General features: G+C 27.1%; 18 protein-coding genes and 1 pseudogene. 11 read left to right on the forward strand and 8 right to left on the reverse strand.

All coding sequences use genetic code 11. The annotated features are described in order from the left end of the window. Positions 1 to 4: 4 nt before the first annotated feature. From pcp to HF850_RS00275, 3 genes are all read right to left on the reverse strand, one after another. Complete coding sequence (gene pcp / locus HF850_RS00265; RefSeq protein ID WP_169103478.1) at positions 5 to 646, reverse strand: pyroglutamyl-peptidase I; 642 nt, start codon at positions 644 to 646, stop codon at positions 5 to 7. Between the two features lie 192 nt (positions 647 to 838). Further along, a complete protein-coding gene (locus tag HF850_RS00270) occupies positions 839 to 1,768 on the reverse strand; it encodes a DUF979 domain-containing protein (protein WP_169103479.1) in 930 nt (309 codons plus the stop codon). A gap of 21 nt (positions 1,769 to 1,789) precedes the next feature. Further along, positions 1,790 to 2,455, reverse strand: coding sequence for a DUF969 domain-containing protein (locus tag HF850_RS00275; protein ID WP_169103480.1), 666 nt, complete (start codon positions 2,453 to 2,455; stop codon positions 1,790 to 1,792). A 231-nt stretch (positions 2,456 to 2,686) separates the two neighbouring features. Between HF850_RS00275 and HF850_RS00280 the strand changes: the two genes are divergently transcribed. Together HF850_RS00280 and HF850_RS00285 are read left to right on the forward strand one after the other, a co-directional pair. Next, a complete protein-coding gene (locus tag HF850_RS00280; RefSeq protein WP_169103481.1) occupies positions 2,687 to 3,031 on the forward strand; it encodes a hypothetical protein in 345 nt (114 codons plus the stop codon). Positions 3,032 to 3,073: 42 nt separating this feature from the next. Further along, on the forward strand, positions 3,074 to 3,367 hold the full coding sequence (locus tag HF850_RS00285) for a L,D-transpeptidase (RefSeq protein ID WP_206151550.1): 294 nt from the start codon (positions 3,074 to 3,076) through the stop codon (positions 3,365 to 3,367). A gap of 400 nt (positions 3,368 to 3,767) precedes the next feature. On the opposite strand, the gene HF850_RS15440 is transcribed toward HF850_RS00285, so the two are convergent. The 4 genes from HF850_RS15440 to HF850_RS00300 all read right to left on the reverse strand — a co-directional run bounded on the left by HF850_RS15440 (position 3,768) and on the right by HF850_RS00300 (position 5,026). Then, complete coding sequence (locus HF850_RS15440; protein ID WP_206151542.1) at positions 3,768 to 4,007, reverse strand: MFS transporter; 240 nt, start codon at positions 4,005 to 4,007, stop codon at positions 3,768 to 3,770. A gap of 41 nt (positions 4,008 to 4,048) precedes the next feature. After that, positions 4,049 to 4,312: a hypothetical protein gene (locus HF850_RS15445; RefSeq protein WP_206151543.1), complete on the reverse strand. Its 264-nt coding sequence runs from the start codon at positions 4,310 to 4,312 to the stop codon at positions 4,049 to 4,051. A gap of 188 nt (positions 4,313 to 4,500) precedes the next feature. Continuing rightward, the gene (tnpA, locus tag HF850_RS00295; RefSeq protein WP_169103482.1) at positions 4,501 to 4,905 is read right to left on the reverse strand and encodes an IS200/IS605 family transposase; all 405 of its coding nucleotides are present in this window, start codon (positions 4,903 to 4,905) and stop codon (positions 4,501 to 4,503) included. Continuing rightward, a complete protein-coding gene (locus tag HF850_RS00300; RefSeq protein WP_169103483.1) occupies positions 4,880 to 5,026 on the reverse strand; it encodes a hypothetical protein in 147 nt (48 codons plus the stop codon). The genes tnpA and HF850_RS00300 overlap by 26 nt, the downstream gene beginning before the upstream one ends. 109 nt (positions 5,027 to 5,135) lie before the next feature. Between HF850_RS00300 and HF850_RS00305 the strand changes: the two genes are divergently transcribed. The 5 genes and pseudogenes from HF850_RS00305 to HF850_RS15450 all read left to right on the forward strand — a co-directional run. Next, positions 5,136 to 6,377: an RNA-guided endonuclease TnpB family protein gene (locus HF850_RS00305; protein WP_169103484.1), complete on the forward strand. Its 1,242-nt coding sequence runs from the start codon at positions 5,136 to 5,138 to the stop codon at positions 6,375 to 6,377. A 209-nt stretch (positions 6,378 to 6,586) separates the two neighbouring features. Then, complete coding sequence (locus tag HF850_RS00310) at positions 6,587 to 7,489, forward strand: chemotaxis protein (RefSeq protein ID WP_169103485.1); 903 nt, start codon at positions 6,587 to 6,589, stop codon at positions 7,487 to 7,489. Between the two features lie 392 nt (positions 7,490 to 7,881). Further along, entirely contained in the window at positions 7,882 to 9,294 is a 1,413-nt protein-coding gene (pepV, locus tag HF850_RS00315; RefSeq protein ID WP_169103486.1) for a dipeptidase PepV, read from the forward strand. A gap of 565 nt (positions 9,295 to 9,859) precedes the next feature. Then, positions 9,860 to 11,050 carry a copper amine oxidase N-terminal domain-containing protein gene (locus HF850_RS00320; RefSeq protein WP_169103487.1) on the forward strand — a complete coding sequence of 397 codons (1,191 nt, stop codon included), beginning with the start codon at positions 9,860 to 9,862 and terminating at the stop codon, positions 11,048 to 11,050. A gap of 293 nt (positions 11,051 to 11,343) precedes the next feature. Next, positions 11,344 to 11,502: pseudogene (locus HF850_RS15450) on the forward strand (U32 family peptidase); the annotation flags it as partial. 40 nt (positions 11,503 to 11,542) lie between these two features. On the opposite strand, the gene HF850_RS00330 reads toward HF850_RS15450, so the two are convergent. Further along, the gene (locus HF850_RS00330) at positions 11,543 to 12,712 is read right to left on the reverse strand and encodes an aminotransferase class I/II-fold pyridoxal phosphate-dependent enzyme (protein ID WP_169103489.1); all 1,170 of its coding nucleotides are present in this window, start codon (positions 12,710 to 12,712) and stop codon (positions 11,543 to 11,545) included. 232 nt (positions 12,713 to 12,944) lie between these two features. Between HF850_RS00330 and HF850_RS00335 the strand changes: the two genes are divergently transcribed. From HF850_RS00335 to HF850_RS00350, 4 genes are all read left to right on the forward strand, one after another. Next, on the forward strand, positions 12,945 to 14,516 hold the full coding sequence (locus tag HF850_RS00335) for a S24 family peptidase (protein WP_169103490.1): 1,572 nt from the start codon (positions 12,945 to 12,947) through the stop codon (positions 14,514 to 14,516). Between the two features lie 530 nt (positions 14,517 to 15,046). After that, on the forward strand, positions 15,047 to 16,054 hold the full coding sequence (locus HF850_RS00340; RefSeq protein WP_169103491.1) for a hypothetical protein: 1,008 nt from the start codon (positions 15,047 to 15,049) through the stop codon (positions 16,052 to 16,054). Between the two features lie 166 nt (positions 16,055 to 16,220). Continuing rightward, positions 16,221 to 17,438 (forward strand): Mbeg1-like protein, encoded by a 1,218-nt coding sequence (locus HF850_RS00345; RefSeq protein WP_169103492.1) that lies wholly within the window; start codon positions 16,221 to 16,223, stop codon positions 17,436 to 17,438. Between the two features lie 75 nt (positions 17,439 to 17,513). Then, positions 17,514 to 18,143 (forward strand): histidine phosphatase family protein, encoded by a 630-nt coding sequence (locus tag HF850_RS00350; protein ID WP_169103493.1) that lies wholly within the window; start codon positions 17,514 to 17,516, stop codon positions 18,141 to 18,143. Positions 18,144 to 18,247: the final 104 nt, after the last annotated feature.

The following is an 18,247-nucleotide window of genomic DNA, read 5'->3' on the forward strand; positions in this document are numbered from 1 at the left end:
AGTATTAGCAGATTTCTCCACCAACTGTTTTTACGTCACTTTCATTAGTAACTGCAGCCTTAATACATAATTCTAATCCTTTTGCTATATCATCAATTGACATTGATGGCATATTTGGTTTGTCTATAACTTGAGCTGGTATGTATGGAACGTGAATAAATCCACCTTTTATATTTGGGTACTTTTTAGCAGCCATATATAATATTCCGTACATTACATGATTGCATACGAAAGTTCCTGCTGTATTAGATACTGAACATGGAATTTGACCTTTTTTCATTTCTTCTATCATAGCTTTTATAGGTAGAGTAGTGAAATAAGCATTTTCACCATCTTCGTATATTGGTAAATCTATTGGTTGATTAGTTTCATTATCTGGAATTCTTGCATCATCTATGTTTATAGCAACTCTTTCTGGAGTTATTCCAAATCTTCCTCCAGCTTGACCTATAGATATAACTATATCTGGGTTGTGTTTTTGAATATTTTCTTCAATTTTTTCTAATGATTTTCTAAATACTGTTGGGATTTCTAATTTTATTACTTCAGCTCCAGCAACAGTGTCTGGCAATTTTTTTACGGCTTCTAAAGCTGGATTTATATTTTCTCCTCCAAATGGATCAAAACCTGTTATTAATACTTTCATTTTCAATTCTCCTACCTTTTATAAATTTTCTATTTTTAAAATTATTTATCATTTTACATATATTAATTAGCTTTTATATCATATTTTATATGTCGTAATGAAAAATATAATATTTACACACAAACTTAAATTTATGTACAAATATTATATTAGCCGCCAGACTAATTAATAGTTTAGGCGGCTAATAATTTATTAAAATCCTAATGTATACATTAATACAATATGTATTAATAATAAAACTATAGCAAGAGGAGCTTGAGCCTTTATTACTATATTTTTATCCTTAGTTTCTAAAAGAGCAGCTGGAAGCATATTAAAGTTAGCTGCCATTGGTGTAAGAAGTGTTCCACAGAATCCTGCAGTAAGAGCTAAAGCAGAACATATTACTGGATCTCCACCTTGAGCAAATACAAATGGTACACCTATACCAACAGTAATAACTGAAAATGCTGCAAAGCCATTACCCATTATAGCAGTGAACAATGCCATACCTACACAGTAAGCTATAACACCAGCTAAAATGTTACCTTCTGGGATAAAACCAGAAATTAATCCTGAAATAACATCACCAACTCCAGCAGCAGTAAATAATGCTCCTAAAGAAGCAAGTAATTGTGGTAATATTGAGAAAACTCCAACTGATTGGAACATTCTATTACTATCTTCCACGTATTCTATTGGTTTAGCTTTTGTAATTACAAATGTTAATATTAAAGCTATTGTAGATGATAAACCTATAGCTACAGTTCCAGGAATCTTTGTGAAAGTTGCTATAATCATTGCAAAAAAGGCAATAGCAAGTGATGGTATAAATATTTTAAGTCCAAGTTTTTCAACTTTTAATTGTGAAAATGTAGTATCAAGCTGCTTTAAAGTACCCATATTAATTTGTTTTGTTGCTGATAAAATAGCAATAACAACTATTAATCCACCAACTATTTCTGATGGTATGAATTTACCAAATATAAACATAGAGGAAACAATTCCCCAGAATAGAGCAGTACCAATTCTTGTTTTATGATTTTTATCTTTTAATGTGAATATCATTGTTGAAGCCATATATAATCCTATAATCATATAGAATACTTCTAATAAAATATTCGAAATTTCTTTTATATCCATATGTAATCTCCTTATCTATAACTATTTTGAATTATATTTAGCGTTTAATTTTCTATCTAACATTATGTTTCTAATTACACATAAGATAAATGCTGCAATAGCAATAGGGATAGAAGCTTGGGCTATTTTTAGTGCATCAGCACTTATTCCAATAGTTTCAAGAGTACCTACGATTAAAAGTACACCAGAATTAGCCATAAAACAGTTTTGACCAAAGAAATTACCTATATTATCTGCAGCTGCAGAAAAACCTTTAATTCTATCACAGTCTTTTTCATCAATTTTTTTATATTTCGCGATAGATGCACCTTCTGCCATAGGTTGTATTAATGGTCTTACAAATTGAGGATGTCCACCTAAAGTAACTCCCATAGCAATTGTAAGTTCTCTAATAAATGCATATCCGCTTAATAAAATACCTGTAGATAATCCATTTGCTTTTTTTATTAACATAATAGCCTTTGCTTTTAACCCATATCTTTCACAAAGTCCTATTACAGGAAGTGTAAGCATGAACAGACAGGTTGTCCTATTATTTATAAAAGCACTTCCTAAAGTTGATAGTATTTCAGTTATACCCATACCTGAAACTAAACCAGTAATAAGTCCAGCAGAAACTACTACTGCAATTGTGTCTAGTTTAAGTATGAACCCAATAACAATAATTAAAATACCAATTAATGACATAATATAACATCTCCTTCTCATTTGTATATATTTTTTTATAATTATACATTTGTTTTTTATAAAAATCTAGAGATTTTTTTGATAAAAATGCAAAAAAGACTATAAATAACTTTAAAGTATTAAAAAAAATAGCTTTATTATATGAATGTGAAAATACTAAAATAATATGTAGATTGAACATCTTTATATGTTAAAATAATTAATATAAAAAAATTTGAGAGGTAGAACCACATGAAATTAAAAGAAATTTTTGAAGCATATGTTGATTTAAATAGAGAATATGTTTTATATGTCAATGAAATAATAAATAAAAATTTTGAAGGATATTCAGAAGAAGAAATTATGAAAAATCTTATTAAAGGAAAAGAAAAATTTCAAGAATTAATGAATGAAGTAGATAAAATTGAAGCAGAAGAGGAAGATGGATTATATCTTAAGGATGTAAAGTATGGAATAGTAGATGGATTATTTTTAGCAATTGATTTATATAACTTCTATTATTCAAAACAGCTTGAAAGATTCAAGATGAGAGGTGTTAATTACATAAGAAAAGGAAGAGTAACAAGTTTCTTTTAGATTGTTTTTGAAAAAGATAATAATAATGATAAGTGGATACAGCTGTATAAATATAAGAGCACAGTGGGAAAAGCAGCTACTCCAACTATAACTGGTACATTTTATATTAGTGGCAGAAAACCATACTTTGGAACAGATAAGTATAGAGTAAAGTATGCTACTAGAATTAGAGGTGCTTACTATTATCATTCCATATTATATGATTCAAAGGGAGTTAAAATAATTGATAGTAGATTAGGGCAGGCCTTGAGTCATGGATGTATAAGGCTTGATACATCTAATGCAAAGTGGATATATGAAAATATTCCAGATGGAACTACTGTATTTATCCATTAACATATAGTAAAGACCTATAAATTTACTCGTAGTACAGCAGACTTCTATACTGCTTTGGAATCTGCTAACTTTAAGAGATTTAGAAATTCAAAAGACAGTTATATAAAGGGATTAAGGATAAAAAGCGATTTCTTAGAAGAAATAATGTAAGTCTATGTAAGTTATATATATAACTTTTCTATATAAGAATAAAAAAAGTATATATATAAAGTTATAGAAATAGCCTACATAGACCTACACACCTATAAAAAATATCACTAATTTTATTTTTTAAGTGTAGTAACAAAGCTGTTTTTTAAGATTGTATTAGAATTAATGTAAATATTAAGAATTTTATTTAATCAGAAATTAGTTTATTAAAATGGTTAAATTTAGCACAAATTAAGATATAATTATAATCTTAATTCATCTTTTTTGCTAATACTGTAATAAGTATTATTTGAATTATTCCTAATATTGTGAATGTTATATGAAGATTGAGCATATCAGCAATAAATCCACATAGTGGGAAAAATATAATCATGGATAATGAAAATATCATACTGCTTATTGAAATAATAGTTGCTCTTTGTTCTGATGGAATAAGTTCATTTAACGAGATAGATTGAATTGGATATAAAACTGAGTTTGAAAAATTCATTATTCCAAAAAATAATATAGAAAAAAATATATTGTGAATACCTAATGCAATTCTTCTTCTGATCCTGAATTTAAGTTATAGCTTAAAGCTGATATTACAAAACTTAATGAGAATATAAATATATTGTTAGCAAAAAGGTTGACTACAGCTGATAATATGCTCAAAATACGTCCTGTAATTATAGTATTTTTACGTCCAAATAAATCTGCAATTGCACCAGAAGGTACTTCAAATATAAAGCTGCAAATATGGAATATGCCTTCTACAATTCCAATTTGCCATAATGGAAGTCCTTTGTATACCATATATAAAACCCATATAGCACTTGATATATCAAAGTTTTTCAAAAAGCAGAATGTATAATCTAAATTAATATTTTTCTTATATTGAGAATGTAGATTACTGTTGTTAATTATTTTATAGATTAATGCGTAAAACCACTGTGCCTGTGGATGTAAGCATTTTAAGGGAGTAGGTTCGATACCTAACTCCCTTAACTTTTTTGGTTTTGAATATATTTTACAATAATTTCAGAACTTACTGCTCCAGCAGTGCCAACATAATATCCTTTACTCCATAATCCACTACCCCAAAACTTACTTTTCTTTAAATTTGGAAAAGTTTTAAAGATTCTATTAGCACTAATGCTTTTTAGTATTTTTACAATTTCAGTAGGTGCAATAGTTGGAGGGGCTGATACAAATAAGTGAATATGGTCAGGCATTATTTCATACTCCAATACTTCAAATCCATAATTATAGGCTATATCCTTAAAAATTCTTGATAGTTCACTTTCTAACTCATTTTCAAATATAGAGTGCCTATACTTAGGACAAAAAACAATATGATAATTAATATTATATACACAATGACTAATTTTTCTCTTTTTCTCTTTCAAGTACTAATCTCATTCCTTCTTCTATTAAATCATTTGCATTAATTTTTAGTTTTAAAGCTAACATTCTAATTTCTAAATATAAATCTTCATCAATAGTTGTATTAACATTTTTCCTAGCCATAACTCTCACCTCTGATTTAAATTTTAGATATATTATATCACATAGTTGACAACATAACAATGTAAGAATATAATAGATACATAGATAACTATGTAAAGGAGGTGAGAAAATGAAATTATGCTTTAAATTTAAACCACAAATTAATTCTAAACAATTAGAAATAATAGAAGAATTAAGTTATCATACAACTAAGTTATATAATATTATTAACTATGATTTAAGAGAAAATGGTTTTAAAAATTATTATGATATTGAAAAACAATATAAGTCTAACTGGCATTGTGATTTTTTGCATAGTCATACAAGACAACAAATGTTTAAGGTGTTAGAACAAAATTGGAAATCTTACTTTGCAAGTATTAAAGATTTTAGAGTAAATCCAAGTAAATATAAAGGTCTACCAAGACCACCAAAATTTAAAAATACTGATAAGAATAAAAACGAAATTATTTTTACAAATCTTGCTATAAGATATAGTGATGGAATATTAAAATTATCATTATCCAAAGCTATAAAATCATTATTTAATGTGGAAAGTCTTAATTTTGAAGTTTCTAAAAAACTTCAAAACATTATAAATTGGTATGAATTACAACAAGCAAGATTTAATTATGATAAAATTCAAAAGGTATGGCATTTAATTATAATCTATAATAAAAATGAAGTAGAAACTACTTCAAATAATGTTATGAGTATTGATATCGGTTTGGACAATTTAGCTACTATAACCTTTAAAGATGGAATTAATCAGTATATTTACTGTGGTAAAAAATTAAAATCAGTAAATTCGTATATAAATAAGAGAATATCTTATTTACAAAGCATAGAAATGAAGAAAGTCGGTTCAGATAAATTTAAGAATACTAAAGAAATCAATAAACTTAGAAGATATAGAAATAACTATATTAATGATTATCTTCATAAAGTAAGTAAGAATATAATTGATAAAGCTATTGAAAATAATGTAAGTAGAATAGTTATAGGTAAACTAAAAGGTGTAAAGCAAAATATGAATTTTAATAAATCTTTTGTTCAGATACCGATACAACGATTAGTTGAGTTAATAACTTATAAAGCTAAACTACATGGCATAAGTATCAAATTGCAAGAAGAAAGTTATACAAGTGGTTGCAGTGCTATAGACTTAGAGCCGATAACAAAGAAGTATTATGATAAAAGTAGAAGAATAGCAAGAGGACTTTTTCAAAGTACCTATGGAATAGTAAATGCAGATATTAATGGTAGCTTAAATATACTAAGAAAAGCTGAAAAATGTATTCCCGACTTAGTAAATACTATGAGGGATAAGGGTAATTGGACTCACCCACAACGAATAAGGGTTGCTTGTTAATCAAGTGGAAACTTAAATATCAAACTTCGTTAAAAGAATCCTCGCTCCTTGTGGGCGAGGTAGTTCAAATTTCTCTCATAATAATTAGAATATGATATAAATAATTTTTAGAAAAAATTAGAATTGGTATATATAGTTTTTTTTGTTTAGGTCGATAATTTAAATATAGAAAAACATACTGTTTAAATAAAATGGTGAGGAGAATTAAAATGAATAATAATATATTGCTTGAATCAGGCACAGGTGAATTAGAAGTAATTGAATTTATCGCTAACAATAACAAATATGCTATTAACGTTGTAAAGGTAAAAGAAATAATTGAAATGCCATATGATAGCTTAACACAACTTCCAGATCCAAAACCTGAAATAGCTGGGTTAATATTATGTAGAAATGAGATAATTACATTAATAGACTTAAAATATATTTTAACAAAGAGACCTACTACTAAGTTAGGAAAAAAAGTTATTATATGCGAATTCAATCGTATTAAGGTGGCATTTAATATTGATGATGTTGTAGGAGTTCATCGTATAAGATGGGATGACATAATAAAACCAGACGATTTATCTGAAAATTCTTTATCAGTAGGAAATATTCTTTTAAAGGATAAAGTTCTTATAATGCTTGATTTTGAAAAGATAGTTACCGATATTGCTCCAAGTGCTGGTATTAGTGAAGATAGATTAGTAAAAGTTGAATATAAGGATAGATCAGATGTTAAACTTATTTTAGCTGATGATTCATCATTAATAAGAAAATTACTTAAGGATACTTTAACAAAAGCAGGTTTTAAAAATTTAACAGTATTTAACGATGGTAAGCAGGCATATGAGTATTTATGCGGAATTAAAGCAAGATCAGGTCAGGATTTTAAAGAAGATGTGGACATGCTTATAACTGATATTGAAATGCCTCAGATGGATGGACTTACTTTAACAAGAAAAATTAAAGAAGATGAAATATTAAGAAACCTACCAGTTATTATATTTTCATCTTTAATTACAGACGAATTAAGACATAAAGGAGAATCAGTAAAAGCTGATGCTCAATTAAGTAAACCAGAAATAGAACAGCTTATTGCAGTAGTTGATAAATTATTAGGTAAATAGAAATAATTAAAAACTCAGGAATGAATTTTGTGATTCAAGTCCTGAGTTTTTATAATAATTTAATAAAATGATACAATTACAAATTAAAATTTTTAATATTAGTATGAGTATTAAATAAACATAAAATTGATAATGTTATCAAAAATATGACTTTAAATTAAAAAACTATTAGTTTTTGTTTAATATTTCGGGTTAAAATTAAAAAATATAAAAAAGTGACTTAAGTTACACTTGTTTCTGAATAATACTATATAATATACTTATATAGTATTATTCAGAAACAAATATTAAAATATAAATTATACTATACTTGTAAAGATATTATAATTTATATATTAGTTATGATTTCTGTACATATATTTAAACTTTTAAAGAGAAAGTAGGTATGCAGAATGTACAAAAAACAAATTGAAGAGTATTTTGATAGTCACAAAGATGAAATGTTAAAGGATATATGTGACTTAATAAGAATAAAGAGTGATAAAGGTGAACCAAAGGAAAACATGCCATTTGGTGAAGGACCTGCTAAAGCTTTAGAAGCAGCATTAAAGTTAGCAGACAGCATGGGATTTAAAACTAAAAACTACGATAATTATGTAGGTACTGTAGATTTTAATGATAAAGAAAAGGGATTAGATATATTAGGACATTTAGATGTAGTTCCAGCAAGTGATGAATGGACTGTGACTCAACCTTATGAACCAGTTATAAAAGATGGGAAATTATATGGAAGAGGATCTGCAGATGATAAGGGACCTTCAATTGCAGCTTTATATGCATTAAAAGCAGTTAAAGATTTAGGAATTGACCTTAGCAAGAATGTAAGACTTATATTAGGAACTGATGAAGAATGTGGAAGTTCTGATATAGAACATTATTATGCAATTGAAAAAGAAGCTCCAATGACTTTTTCTCCAGATGCTGAATTTCCAGTTATAAATATAGAAAAAGGACGTTTAGCTCCTGAATTCACAAGTGAATTTGCAGAAGACAAAACTCTTCCAAGAGTAGTATCAGTTAAAGGTGGAGTTAAGGCTAATGTTGTTCCAGATAAAGCACAAGCAGTAGTAGAAGGATTCTCATTAGAAGAAGTTCAAAAATATTGTGCAGATGCTGAAAGCAAGCTAAATGTTAAATTTACAGCTGTTGAAGAAAATGGTACTGTTGTTATAAATGCAAAAGGAAATGGTGCTCATGCTTCAACACCTGAAAATGGAGACAATGCATTAACTGCAATATTAGAATTAGTAACTTCAATGAAGTGTGCTGATAGTGAAGGTTTCAAGAAGTTATGCTCAGTAAGCAAGTTATTTGCTCACAATGATCATGAAGGTGAACACTTAGGTGTTAAAATGAGCGATGAATTAAGTGGAAAGTTAAGTCTAGCATTTACAATGTTTGAATATGATGGAACTCATCTAAGCGGAACATTTGATTCAAGATCTCCAATCTGTGCAAATGACGAAAACTTCACAGAAGTAGTAAGAGCTAACTTAGCTAAAGAAGGATTAACTTTAGGAACAGCTGATAGTGATAAATTAAATCCAGCTCACCATGTAAGTGCAGATTCTGATTTTGTTCGTACTTTATTAAAATGCTATGAACAATACACTGGATTAAAAGGTGAATGCTTAGCTATAGGTGGAGGTACTTACGTACATCATCTTAAAAATGGAGTTGCATTTGGATGTGCATTACCAGGAACAGACAACAAAATGCATGGCGACGATGAATTTGCTGTAGTTGATGAATTAGTTGTAAGCGCAAAGATATTTACACAAGTAATTATTGACTTATGTAAATAATAAGTAATGTTGTAGATTATATAACGTATCGTTAATAATTTTAAAAAATAAAATTTTTAATAATAGGCAGCAAATTTCATATATAAATTTGCTGTCTTTTAATTTTTGTATAAAAGTAGTTTTGTTTGTTATCTTCAAAATTGTAACTTTTAATATTGTACATCCACAAAGCATTAGGGTTAATTGAATTTTGCTTTTTAGGTCGTATATTCTTATATATATAAAAACAGTTCTGTATGCTATTAAAATAGTAATATATCCCCTACATAATCAAAATAATTATATCTTAACGATAAAAAAGTTTTAATTTTTTTGCAACATAATGAGTTAGTCAGTTGTATATATAGTGAAAAGCTAAATAAAAAGGTAATTTAAATTAGAGTAATAACTTTTAGGTGTAAATATATAAGTTAATTATTATATGCTTTTAAATCTTTTTAATAAAATTTTTTTATTTGTGCAACATATTAAGCTTTTCAATTGTATACATAGTGAAAGACGAAATAAAAGGGTGATTTAAGCTAATAGTAAAGAGTTTAAATCTAGAGTATAGGAGGAATATATTATGATAAGAAATAAATTACACAAAGGAATTCCATTTTTTATGGCATTAGGATTAATGATGACGCCAGTAGTTTCAGCTCATGCAGAAGCTTACGGGACAGGTTTAACTAAAGCAATAGTAAATGAAGATGTAGATCCTGGGTTTACTATTAAGCCTGAAGTATTTGTTAATTCTGAACAAATAAATGGTGATGATATAAAGATAATTAATGGTGTGGCAGCATTTCCACTTGAAGTTATTTCACAAAAGATGGGAGATATTTTAGAAGGATCTAATGATGCATCCTATGTTCTTAGAAAATCAGATAAATTAATCGTTATAACTCCATCTGAAAATAAATATAAAGTAAATGGTGTTGAAGATAATTGTGAATTTACAGTGGTAGGAGATAAGACTTATGCACCATACACATTCTTTGATACTGTAATGGGATATGACATGAGTTTTGAAGGAAATTCAATTATATTTGGTGAAACAAATACTACTGGCAATGTTTTAGATGGAACTGCATTTGATAATATTATGATAAATCCAGCAGTATACATAAATGGAGATAAGTACCCTGATTTTGGAATAGTAATTAAAGACGGACAAGTGTATTTACCATTAGATGTTATATGCGAAAAAATGGGAGATAGATTAGAGGGGGATGTAAGCACTGCATATTATTTAAGAAAGGATAATATGATGCTTGTAGTTAATATAGCAGAAGGAAAATACTCATTAAACAATCAAGAAAATAACCTTGATATGACTATGAATAATGGTCATGTTTATGTACCAGTATCATTCCTATCAGATGTATTAAATTATAATGTAAAAAATGATGGAAATGATGTGATTATTGGAACTGAAAAAGTTCAAACAGTTATAGATAATACTTATCCAAATGCTTCTTGGATAAATGATAATGGAACTTGGTACTTAATGAATGGTAATGATAAAGTAACAGGATGGGCTGCTTACAATAACTCATGGTACCACATGAATAATGAAGGAAAAATGCAAACAGGTTGGATAAATTTAAATGGCAAATGGTACTTCTTAAATGAAGATGGAGCTATGCAAACTGGTTGGATTAAAAGTAATGGTGAAAACTACTACTTAACTGAAAGTGGAGAAATGGCTGTTAATACTGTAGTTGACGGTTATACAATTGCAGAAAATGGTATATGTATTGCATTATACTAATGTAATTAATTAATGCTTATAATTTAATATGGTAGGAGAAATTCAATTTTCTTCTGCCTTATTTTTTTGTGCCTAGTATAGTCACTCTACCAATCTAAAGAAAATTATTTTACATTCAAGGTATCAACCAATACTTGATGCTAAGAAAGAAATAGCTGATGTTATAATTACGTATCCTATGTTAATTTAATAGCATAGGACTTATTTTAGTTGGATTAATTATTTAACTAGTTGGACGTTAATTAAAGAATAGGTCTAAAAAATAATTTGAGAAAGAAGAAAGGTAGATAATTATGAGAAAAGTAGAATTATTGATTCCAGCAGGTAATCTTGAAAATTTAAAAATAGCTATAGCTTATGGTGCTGATGCTGTATTTCTTGGTGGTGAAGCATTTAGTTTACGTGCTAATGCAGCTAATTTTTCAATGAAGGAACTTAGAGAAGGTATAGAGAAATTTACTTCCATAAATTTCTCCACATCCTCCTTATTAATTATTTTAAAATGCTACTTTCAGCAATTCTGTTTACAGCTTCTTTAATCTGTTCAACTGGAAGAACTAATGCGAACCTTACATATCCTTCACCAAGTGATCCAAATGCACTTCCTGGTGTACATATAACTCCTGTTTGTTCCATTAATGACATACAAAATTCTGTTGAAGTATTGAAGTTTTCTGGGATTGGCGCCCATGCAAACATACTTCCTTGACTATCAGGAACATTCCAACCTATTTCTGTTAATCCCCTACATAATGCATTTCTTCTTTTTTCATATTCTTTGCAGTGTTCTTTTACACTATCTTGAGGACCTGTTAATGCTGCTATAGCTGCATATTGAATTGGAGTAAATATTCCATAATCAATTTGTGAACGAAGCATTTTAAAATGCTTTATTATTTCTTTATTTCCTACTACAAATGAAATTCTAGCCCCAGTTATGTTAAATGATTTAGATAATGAATAAAATTCAACACCTACATCCTTAGCACCATCATGAGCCAAGAATGAACCGCTTATTTTACCATCATAAACTATATCTGAATATGCATTATCATGAACAATTATTATATTATTCTTTTTAGCAAAAGCTATTAAATCTTCATAAAATTCAGAAGGTGCAGTTGCACATACTGGATTCATTGGATACGATACTATCATAAATTTTGTCTTTAATAATATATCTTCTGGAATAGCTTTTAAGTCTGGTAAGAAATTATTTTCCTTTAATAAAGGATAGTATTCTATTTTAGCGCCAGAAAGATAAGGTCCTATTTCAAAGATTGGATATCCTGGATTAGGAGCTAATACAATGTCATCCTTATTGCATAAAGAAAATCCTATATGTGTAAGTCCTTCTTGAGAACCATATATAGACATAATTTCATCATTATTTAAAGATACTCCAAATCTATTCTTATAGTATAGTGCAAGAGCATTTGTAAGTTCAGGCATATCGCCTAAAGAATATTTCCAATTTTTTGAGTCTTTAGCTGCTTCAATTAAAGCATTTTTTACATGTTCATCTGGCTCAAAGTCTGGAGTACCTACAGATAGGTTAAATACTTTCTTTCCATTTTTAATAAGTTCATTTTTTTTCTCATCTAAAACATTAAATATACCAGTTTGGAAATATTTTAGATTATTTGAAAATTCCATATTCATTTTTATTCCCCCAATAAAGTACTATGTGATAATGTATATTTTAAATATTTAATAGATATATTTAATAATTAATATATATTTTACAATTTATATAATAAAATGGCAAATAAATGAAGTGATAGTTTAGAAATTAATATATATTAACTTATAAAATATATTTTGCATGTATTAAATAAATATAGTAAAATATAAGAAAATAAACGGATTTTTTAGGAGAAATAAGGAAGGATTTATGATGGAGTTAAGCTTAGAACAAAAAAGATTTATAAAGAGCAGAAAAAATGGATACAAATTATTAAAGGGAAACGGTGGAAGCGGAAAAACAACTGCTATTATTAATAGAATTCCTGCCCTTATACAATCTTATTCACCTAAAAAAAGTGATAAGGTGCTTGTAGTGGCTTTTGACGATAATTATTTAAAAGAAATTTCTTCTATTTATGAAAATATTGTTAAAGATAACTATGTACAAAGTAGTTTCTTTCATAAAGAAAATTTTAATAAGCTTAATATAAATTCAATAGATACACTTATATTATATTATTTTGAAAAATATAAAAGAAATCACAAATTTAATTCTACAATTGGTCGTGATAGTGATATTAATGATTGTGTGTTAAAAGCAATACATACAGTAAAAGGATCATTAAAAAGAAATACTAGAGTGAGTAATGAAATTTTAAATATAAGTAATACTCAATTTATAAAAAAAGAAATTCAATTTATAAAGGAAAGTAATATATCAAGTTTAGATGAGTATCAAAATGTTGTGAGAAATAAGAATGACATGCAGACTTCTCTAAAAACAAATTTGAGAAGAAATTGTAAAGCAAGAGAAATCATCTATAAGGTGTATACACAATATAATAAGAACTTAAAAGAATTGAATATAATTGATAAAGATGATATAAAACATTTAGCTTTAAAAGAGGCAAAAAGAAAAGCCAATAAAATATATACTCATATAATTATTGATGAAATGCAGGATTTTTCAAAAATTCAGCTTGATTTTATAAAGGAGTTATATAATGAAAAAGATGATTCCAGCATGATATTTGTTGTTGATGCAGATAAGCTTGAAAATAATAGAGGCTGGATTAATAAAAAGAGAAACTTTAAAACTCTTGGTTATAATATGGTAGGAAGATGCACTAATTTTAAGAACAATTATATATCTGAATGTCAAATTATAAGCTTAAATAAAGAATTAAATGATAAAAAAGAAACTGATAATAATGCCATAATTGATGCTTCAAAAAATACTTATTTAGAGACTACTTATTCACAGAATAATAATAATGAAACTAACAAATATATAGATTTAAGTAGAAAAGTATGCCATGAATTTTTTGTAGATAGTGATAATTCAGGAGAAGTATATACTGGTGATGATAATTTTACAGAGAAATCAGAAAATCTTGTGGAAATTCCAGTATTTAATGAAATTGCAGCTGGTAGTCCTATTCTTATGAATGATAGTGTTGAAAGCAAATGTTATTTACCTAAGGAATGGGTTAGAGCAAGTAAAGATGTATTTATCTTAAAAATTAAGGGTGATTCTATGGTTAACAAAAATATAAATGATGGTGACCATGTTGTAATTAATAAACAAAAATATCCTCAGGCAAAAGATATAGTTGCAGTAGAAATTGAAGGAGAAGCTACTTTAAAAACATTTAGTATAAAGGGAAGAGAAGTTATACTTTCACCAGAAAATGATGCTTATGAACCAATTATATTAGATGGGAATAAGCAATTCAGTATTTTAGGTGTAGCAGTAGGTTTAATTAAGGGAACAATTTAATTTTCTATATATGTTTTTATGTATTAGCTCTTTATATTGTTCAATAGCTTACATAGATTAAGTCTTGGACAGAGAGTGTCAGAGTATAAGATAGTAAATAAACCAGTTAACAGTGATAAATTTAAACTATTAACAGAATGTAGACAGTGTATTATAAGATTAGGATAATGGGATAGCCATAATTAAATTCTAAAAAGTATTTGGGGATATTAAAATAAATGTACTTATAAATAAGGTATTTAATAGTATAACTTATAATTTGCAAAAAATCTTATGTATAAAAAATTAAATATAGCAATGTAGATATAGGATAGATAGTATAGAGCACTGTTATATCCTATATTTTTTTAGACTTATTTTTAATAAAGCTTTTTTCATAAGACTTTTGGAGGTAAAAATACAATATTAAATATATCATTGAAATGTGATTTTGGTTTGAAGTGGTAAATTTGAGTTTGACAGATAATTATCATAAAAATTATAATAGATATAAAACAAATGTTAAAAACAAGGTTATATTATGGGAGGTTATGATGTCGTTAAGAGTCAAAAGATGTTTTAAAATTGATAAGGATCATAGGCTTGAACTTGATAAAAAAGGTGTGGGAATAGATTTTGGAGATAGTAAACTAATAAATGTATTAAGTAATTACATAAAGCTTGGTGATGAGTTTGATTATGATAATGATAAAACATCATTGAATGTAAAGAATATAAATTCTCCAGAGGAGCTTGAGAATCTATTAGATGAAATAACAAGCATGCATATAAATTGTAATGAAAAAATAAATTGGAATACTTTATCTCAAATTAAAGAACCCTTTGAAGATGAAAATAATGGTCCTAAAAAACAAAAAGCTGAAGAGGAATTTGAAAATTACGAACCAAACTTTTTAGAAAAAACATTTAAATTTCTAGGAAAAACGAAAAAGAAAAAGCTTTATGAAAAAATAGGACTAGCTCAGGAAGAAGACAGAAAAACTTTTGAGGAATATATGAAAATTAAAAAATTCAGTAACAATATATTAGAAGGAGATATAGACTCATATTTTCAATTAATTGATGATCTTAGACCTTTTAATAAGCTTGTTAATTATGGAAGTAAGATTGAATTTGGTACCAATCACAAGGATTCCATTGAAATAGAATTTAATGCAAATTCAAAAATGGTAGTTCCTACAATTATGTATGTTGAAGATAATAATGGAAAGTTGGTTAAACAAAAAAGCGATGTAGCTTCATATTATGATAATGTTCAAGATTATGTTTGTAGTGCCACAATTATGATAGCTAAAAAAGTAATGAATTTATTACCTGTTGATAAAGTTGTTGTACATGCTGTAGATAATGTAAAGGAATATAAAACTGGTACATATAAAGATATAACTATTTTATCTGTAGTATTTGATAGAGCTACTTTAGAAAAGTTGAATTTAAAATCTATGGAGCCTACTTTTGTATTAGATAATTTTATATGTAATATGAGGAATCAAAAGGCATCAGGTTTTAAATCGGTGGATAGAATTACTCAATATTAATTATTTAGTATTAATGTACATATAATTTCATTTAGAACAATTTATTTTTAAAATTAACCCAAACATAAACTTATTAATAGCAAAAATCTTTTTTTATAATTCAGTACTTATTATATATATTTTGAATAAGTTATTATAAGAACAAATCATAAGTAAGGGATGTAAAATGAAGAGTTTAGATTATGATGAACTTATTTTGCTTAATAATTTTATATACTTAGAGTGGGATACAGATAAAAATAATAATTTATTTTCCATTATTGATGATGTTTTAAGTGACAACAATTTAGATATTATTATTGAAAAAATGTCAAACTGTATTGGTGCTCTTACAAGAGATGAATGGGTTAATATAATGTACCTCATTTTAAAAGATGAGAACATGAAGGATATTATTGTTGAAAATCTTGAAAATGATGTTAGTGGAATGAGAGCTGCGTGCTTTGTTGTGGATAATGAGACAGCTTATGTGGTATTTAGAGGCACAACTACAATTAAGGAATGGGAAGATAATGGACAGGGAGCATATGAATATGATACTAAGCAGCAGATATATGCATTGGATTATATTAATAAGTTAAATTATAAAAATATAATAGTATCTGGTCATTCTAAAGGTGGAAACAAGGCACAGTATGTTACTGTAAGATGTCCTAAAATTCATAAGTGCATATCTATAAATGGACAAGGATTTTCAAAGGAATTTATTGAAAAATATAAAAGTGAAATAGAAAATAATAAAGAAAAGATAATAGGAATTAATTCTAAGTACGATTATGTTAATTGCCTTTTTTATACTATAGCAGGTGAAAATCATTATTTAAAAACTGACTTTCAGATTAATCCATTATATTATCATAGAGCTAATATATTAATAGATGAAAATGGAAAATTAAAAGAAGAAACTAAAAGAAGTATTTTTTCAAAGATAATAAATGACTTTACAACTTCACTTATTTCAGATTTACCATTGGAATTAAAATCCCTCACAACTGATGGTATTATTAGTGCTATAGAATCCCTTATATGTAATAAAGACAGTAGTGATAAAGCATTAAATATATTAGGGAGTATTTTTATACTATTGGTATATGGACGATATTTTAAAACTAAGGAAACTGTGGCTTTAAGTTATTCTGTATTACAAATGGTTATGATACCACTTTTGCTATGGGGAAATTTCATAAATGTTGAAGAAACTCATTCTAATAAAGCATATGTTGAATTGATTGATGATATTTTAGAAAAGTATAATACAATAATGAATAAAATAAAATTAAATGATCAAAAGAAAAATAAGATGAGCAGTAAGTTATCTAATACTTTTAATTTATTTATTAATAAGATTAAGACTAATAAAGATAATTTAGGATTATTAGACTAGATATGATTATAATTAATTTCTATATTGTGGTACAATATTAAGTATTAGATTAGTTAGAGGATGAGGGAAGCACATATGAAAACAACAGTATTATTAATAAGACATGGAGAAACACCATGGAATATATTGGGCAAATTCCAAGGGGGTACAGACATTGCATTATCAGAAGAGGGAGAAAGACAAGCTGAATTATTAAGAGATAGATTAAATGGAAATTTTGATTATATATATGCAAGTCCACTTGTACGAGCATATAAAACAGCAGAAATTATTTCTTCTGGCTTTGATAAGGAAGTAAGAATAGCACAAGATATAAGGGAAATTAATTTTGGAGAATGGGAAGGCCTTACTATAAAAGGAATTAAAGAAAAGTATCCAGAAGTATTTAAAGCATGGAGAACTGATAAGGTAGAAGCAAAATTTTGTGGGGGAGATGCAAGTCTTTTAAATGCATCAATTAGATCTAAAAAATGTATTATGGATATTGCAGAGAAACATAAAGGCCATAAAATTGCAATTGTAGCCCATGGAGGTATAATTAAAGCTGGAATTATTGGGTTATTTGGATGGGATATGACTATGTATCATAAGATAGCTCTTGGAAATACATGCATAAATACAATAACATTTAATAAAAATATGGAACCATCTATTTGGGGACTAAATGATACTAGCCACTTAGATAGAGAAGTAACTTATGTGTAAATAAGATAAGTTTATGGTATTTTAGGCAAAGTAATTAATTTTGATAGAAAAGCAGCTTATATGTATATAAGATGTTTAAATATTGATTAATATTGTAGAAAATT

Origin of the sequence: Clostridium sp. SM-530-WT-3G, assembly GCF_012843905.1 — a bacterium.
Classification (GTDB): Bacteria; Bacillota; Clostridia; order Clostridiales; family Clostridiaceae; genus Clostridium.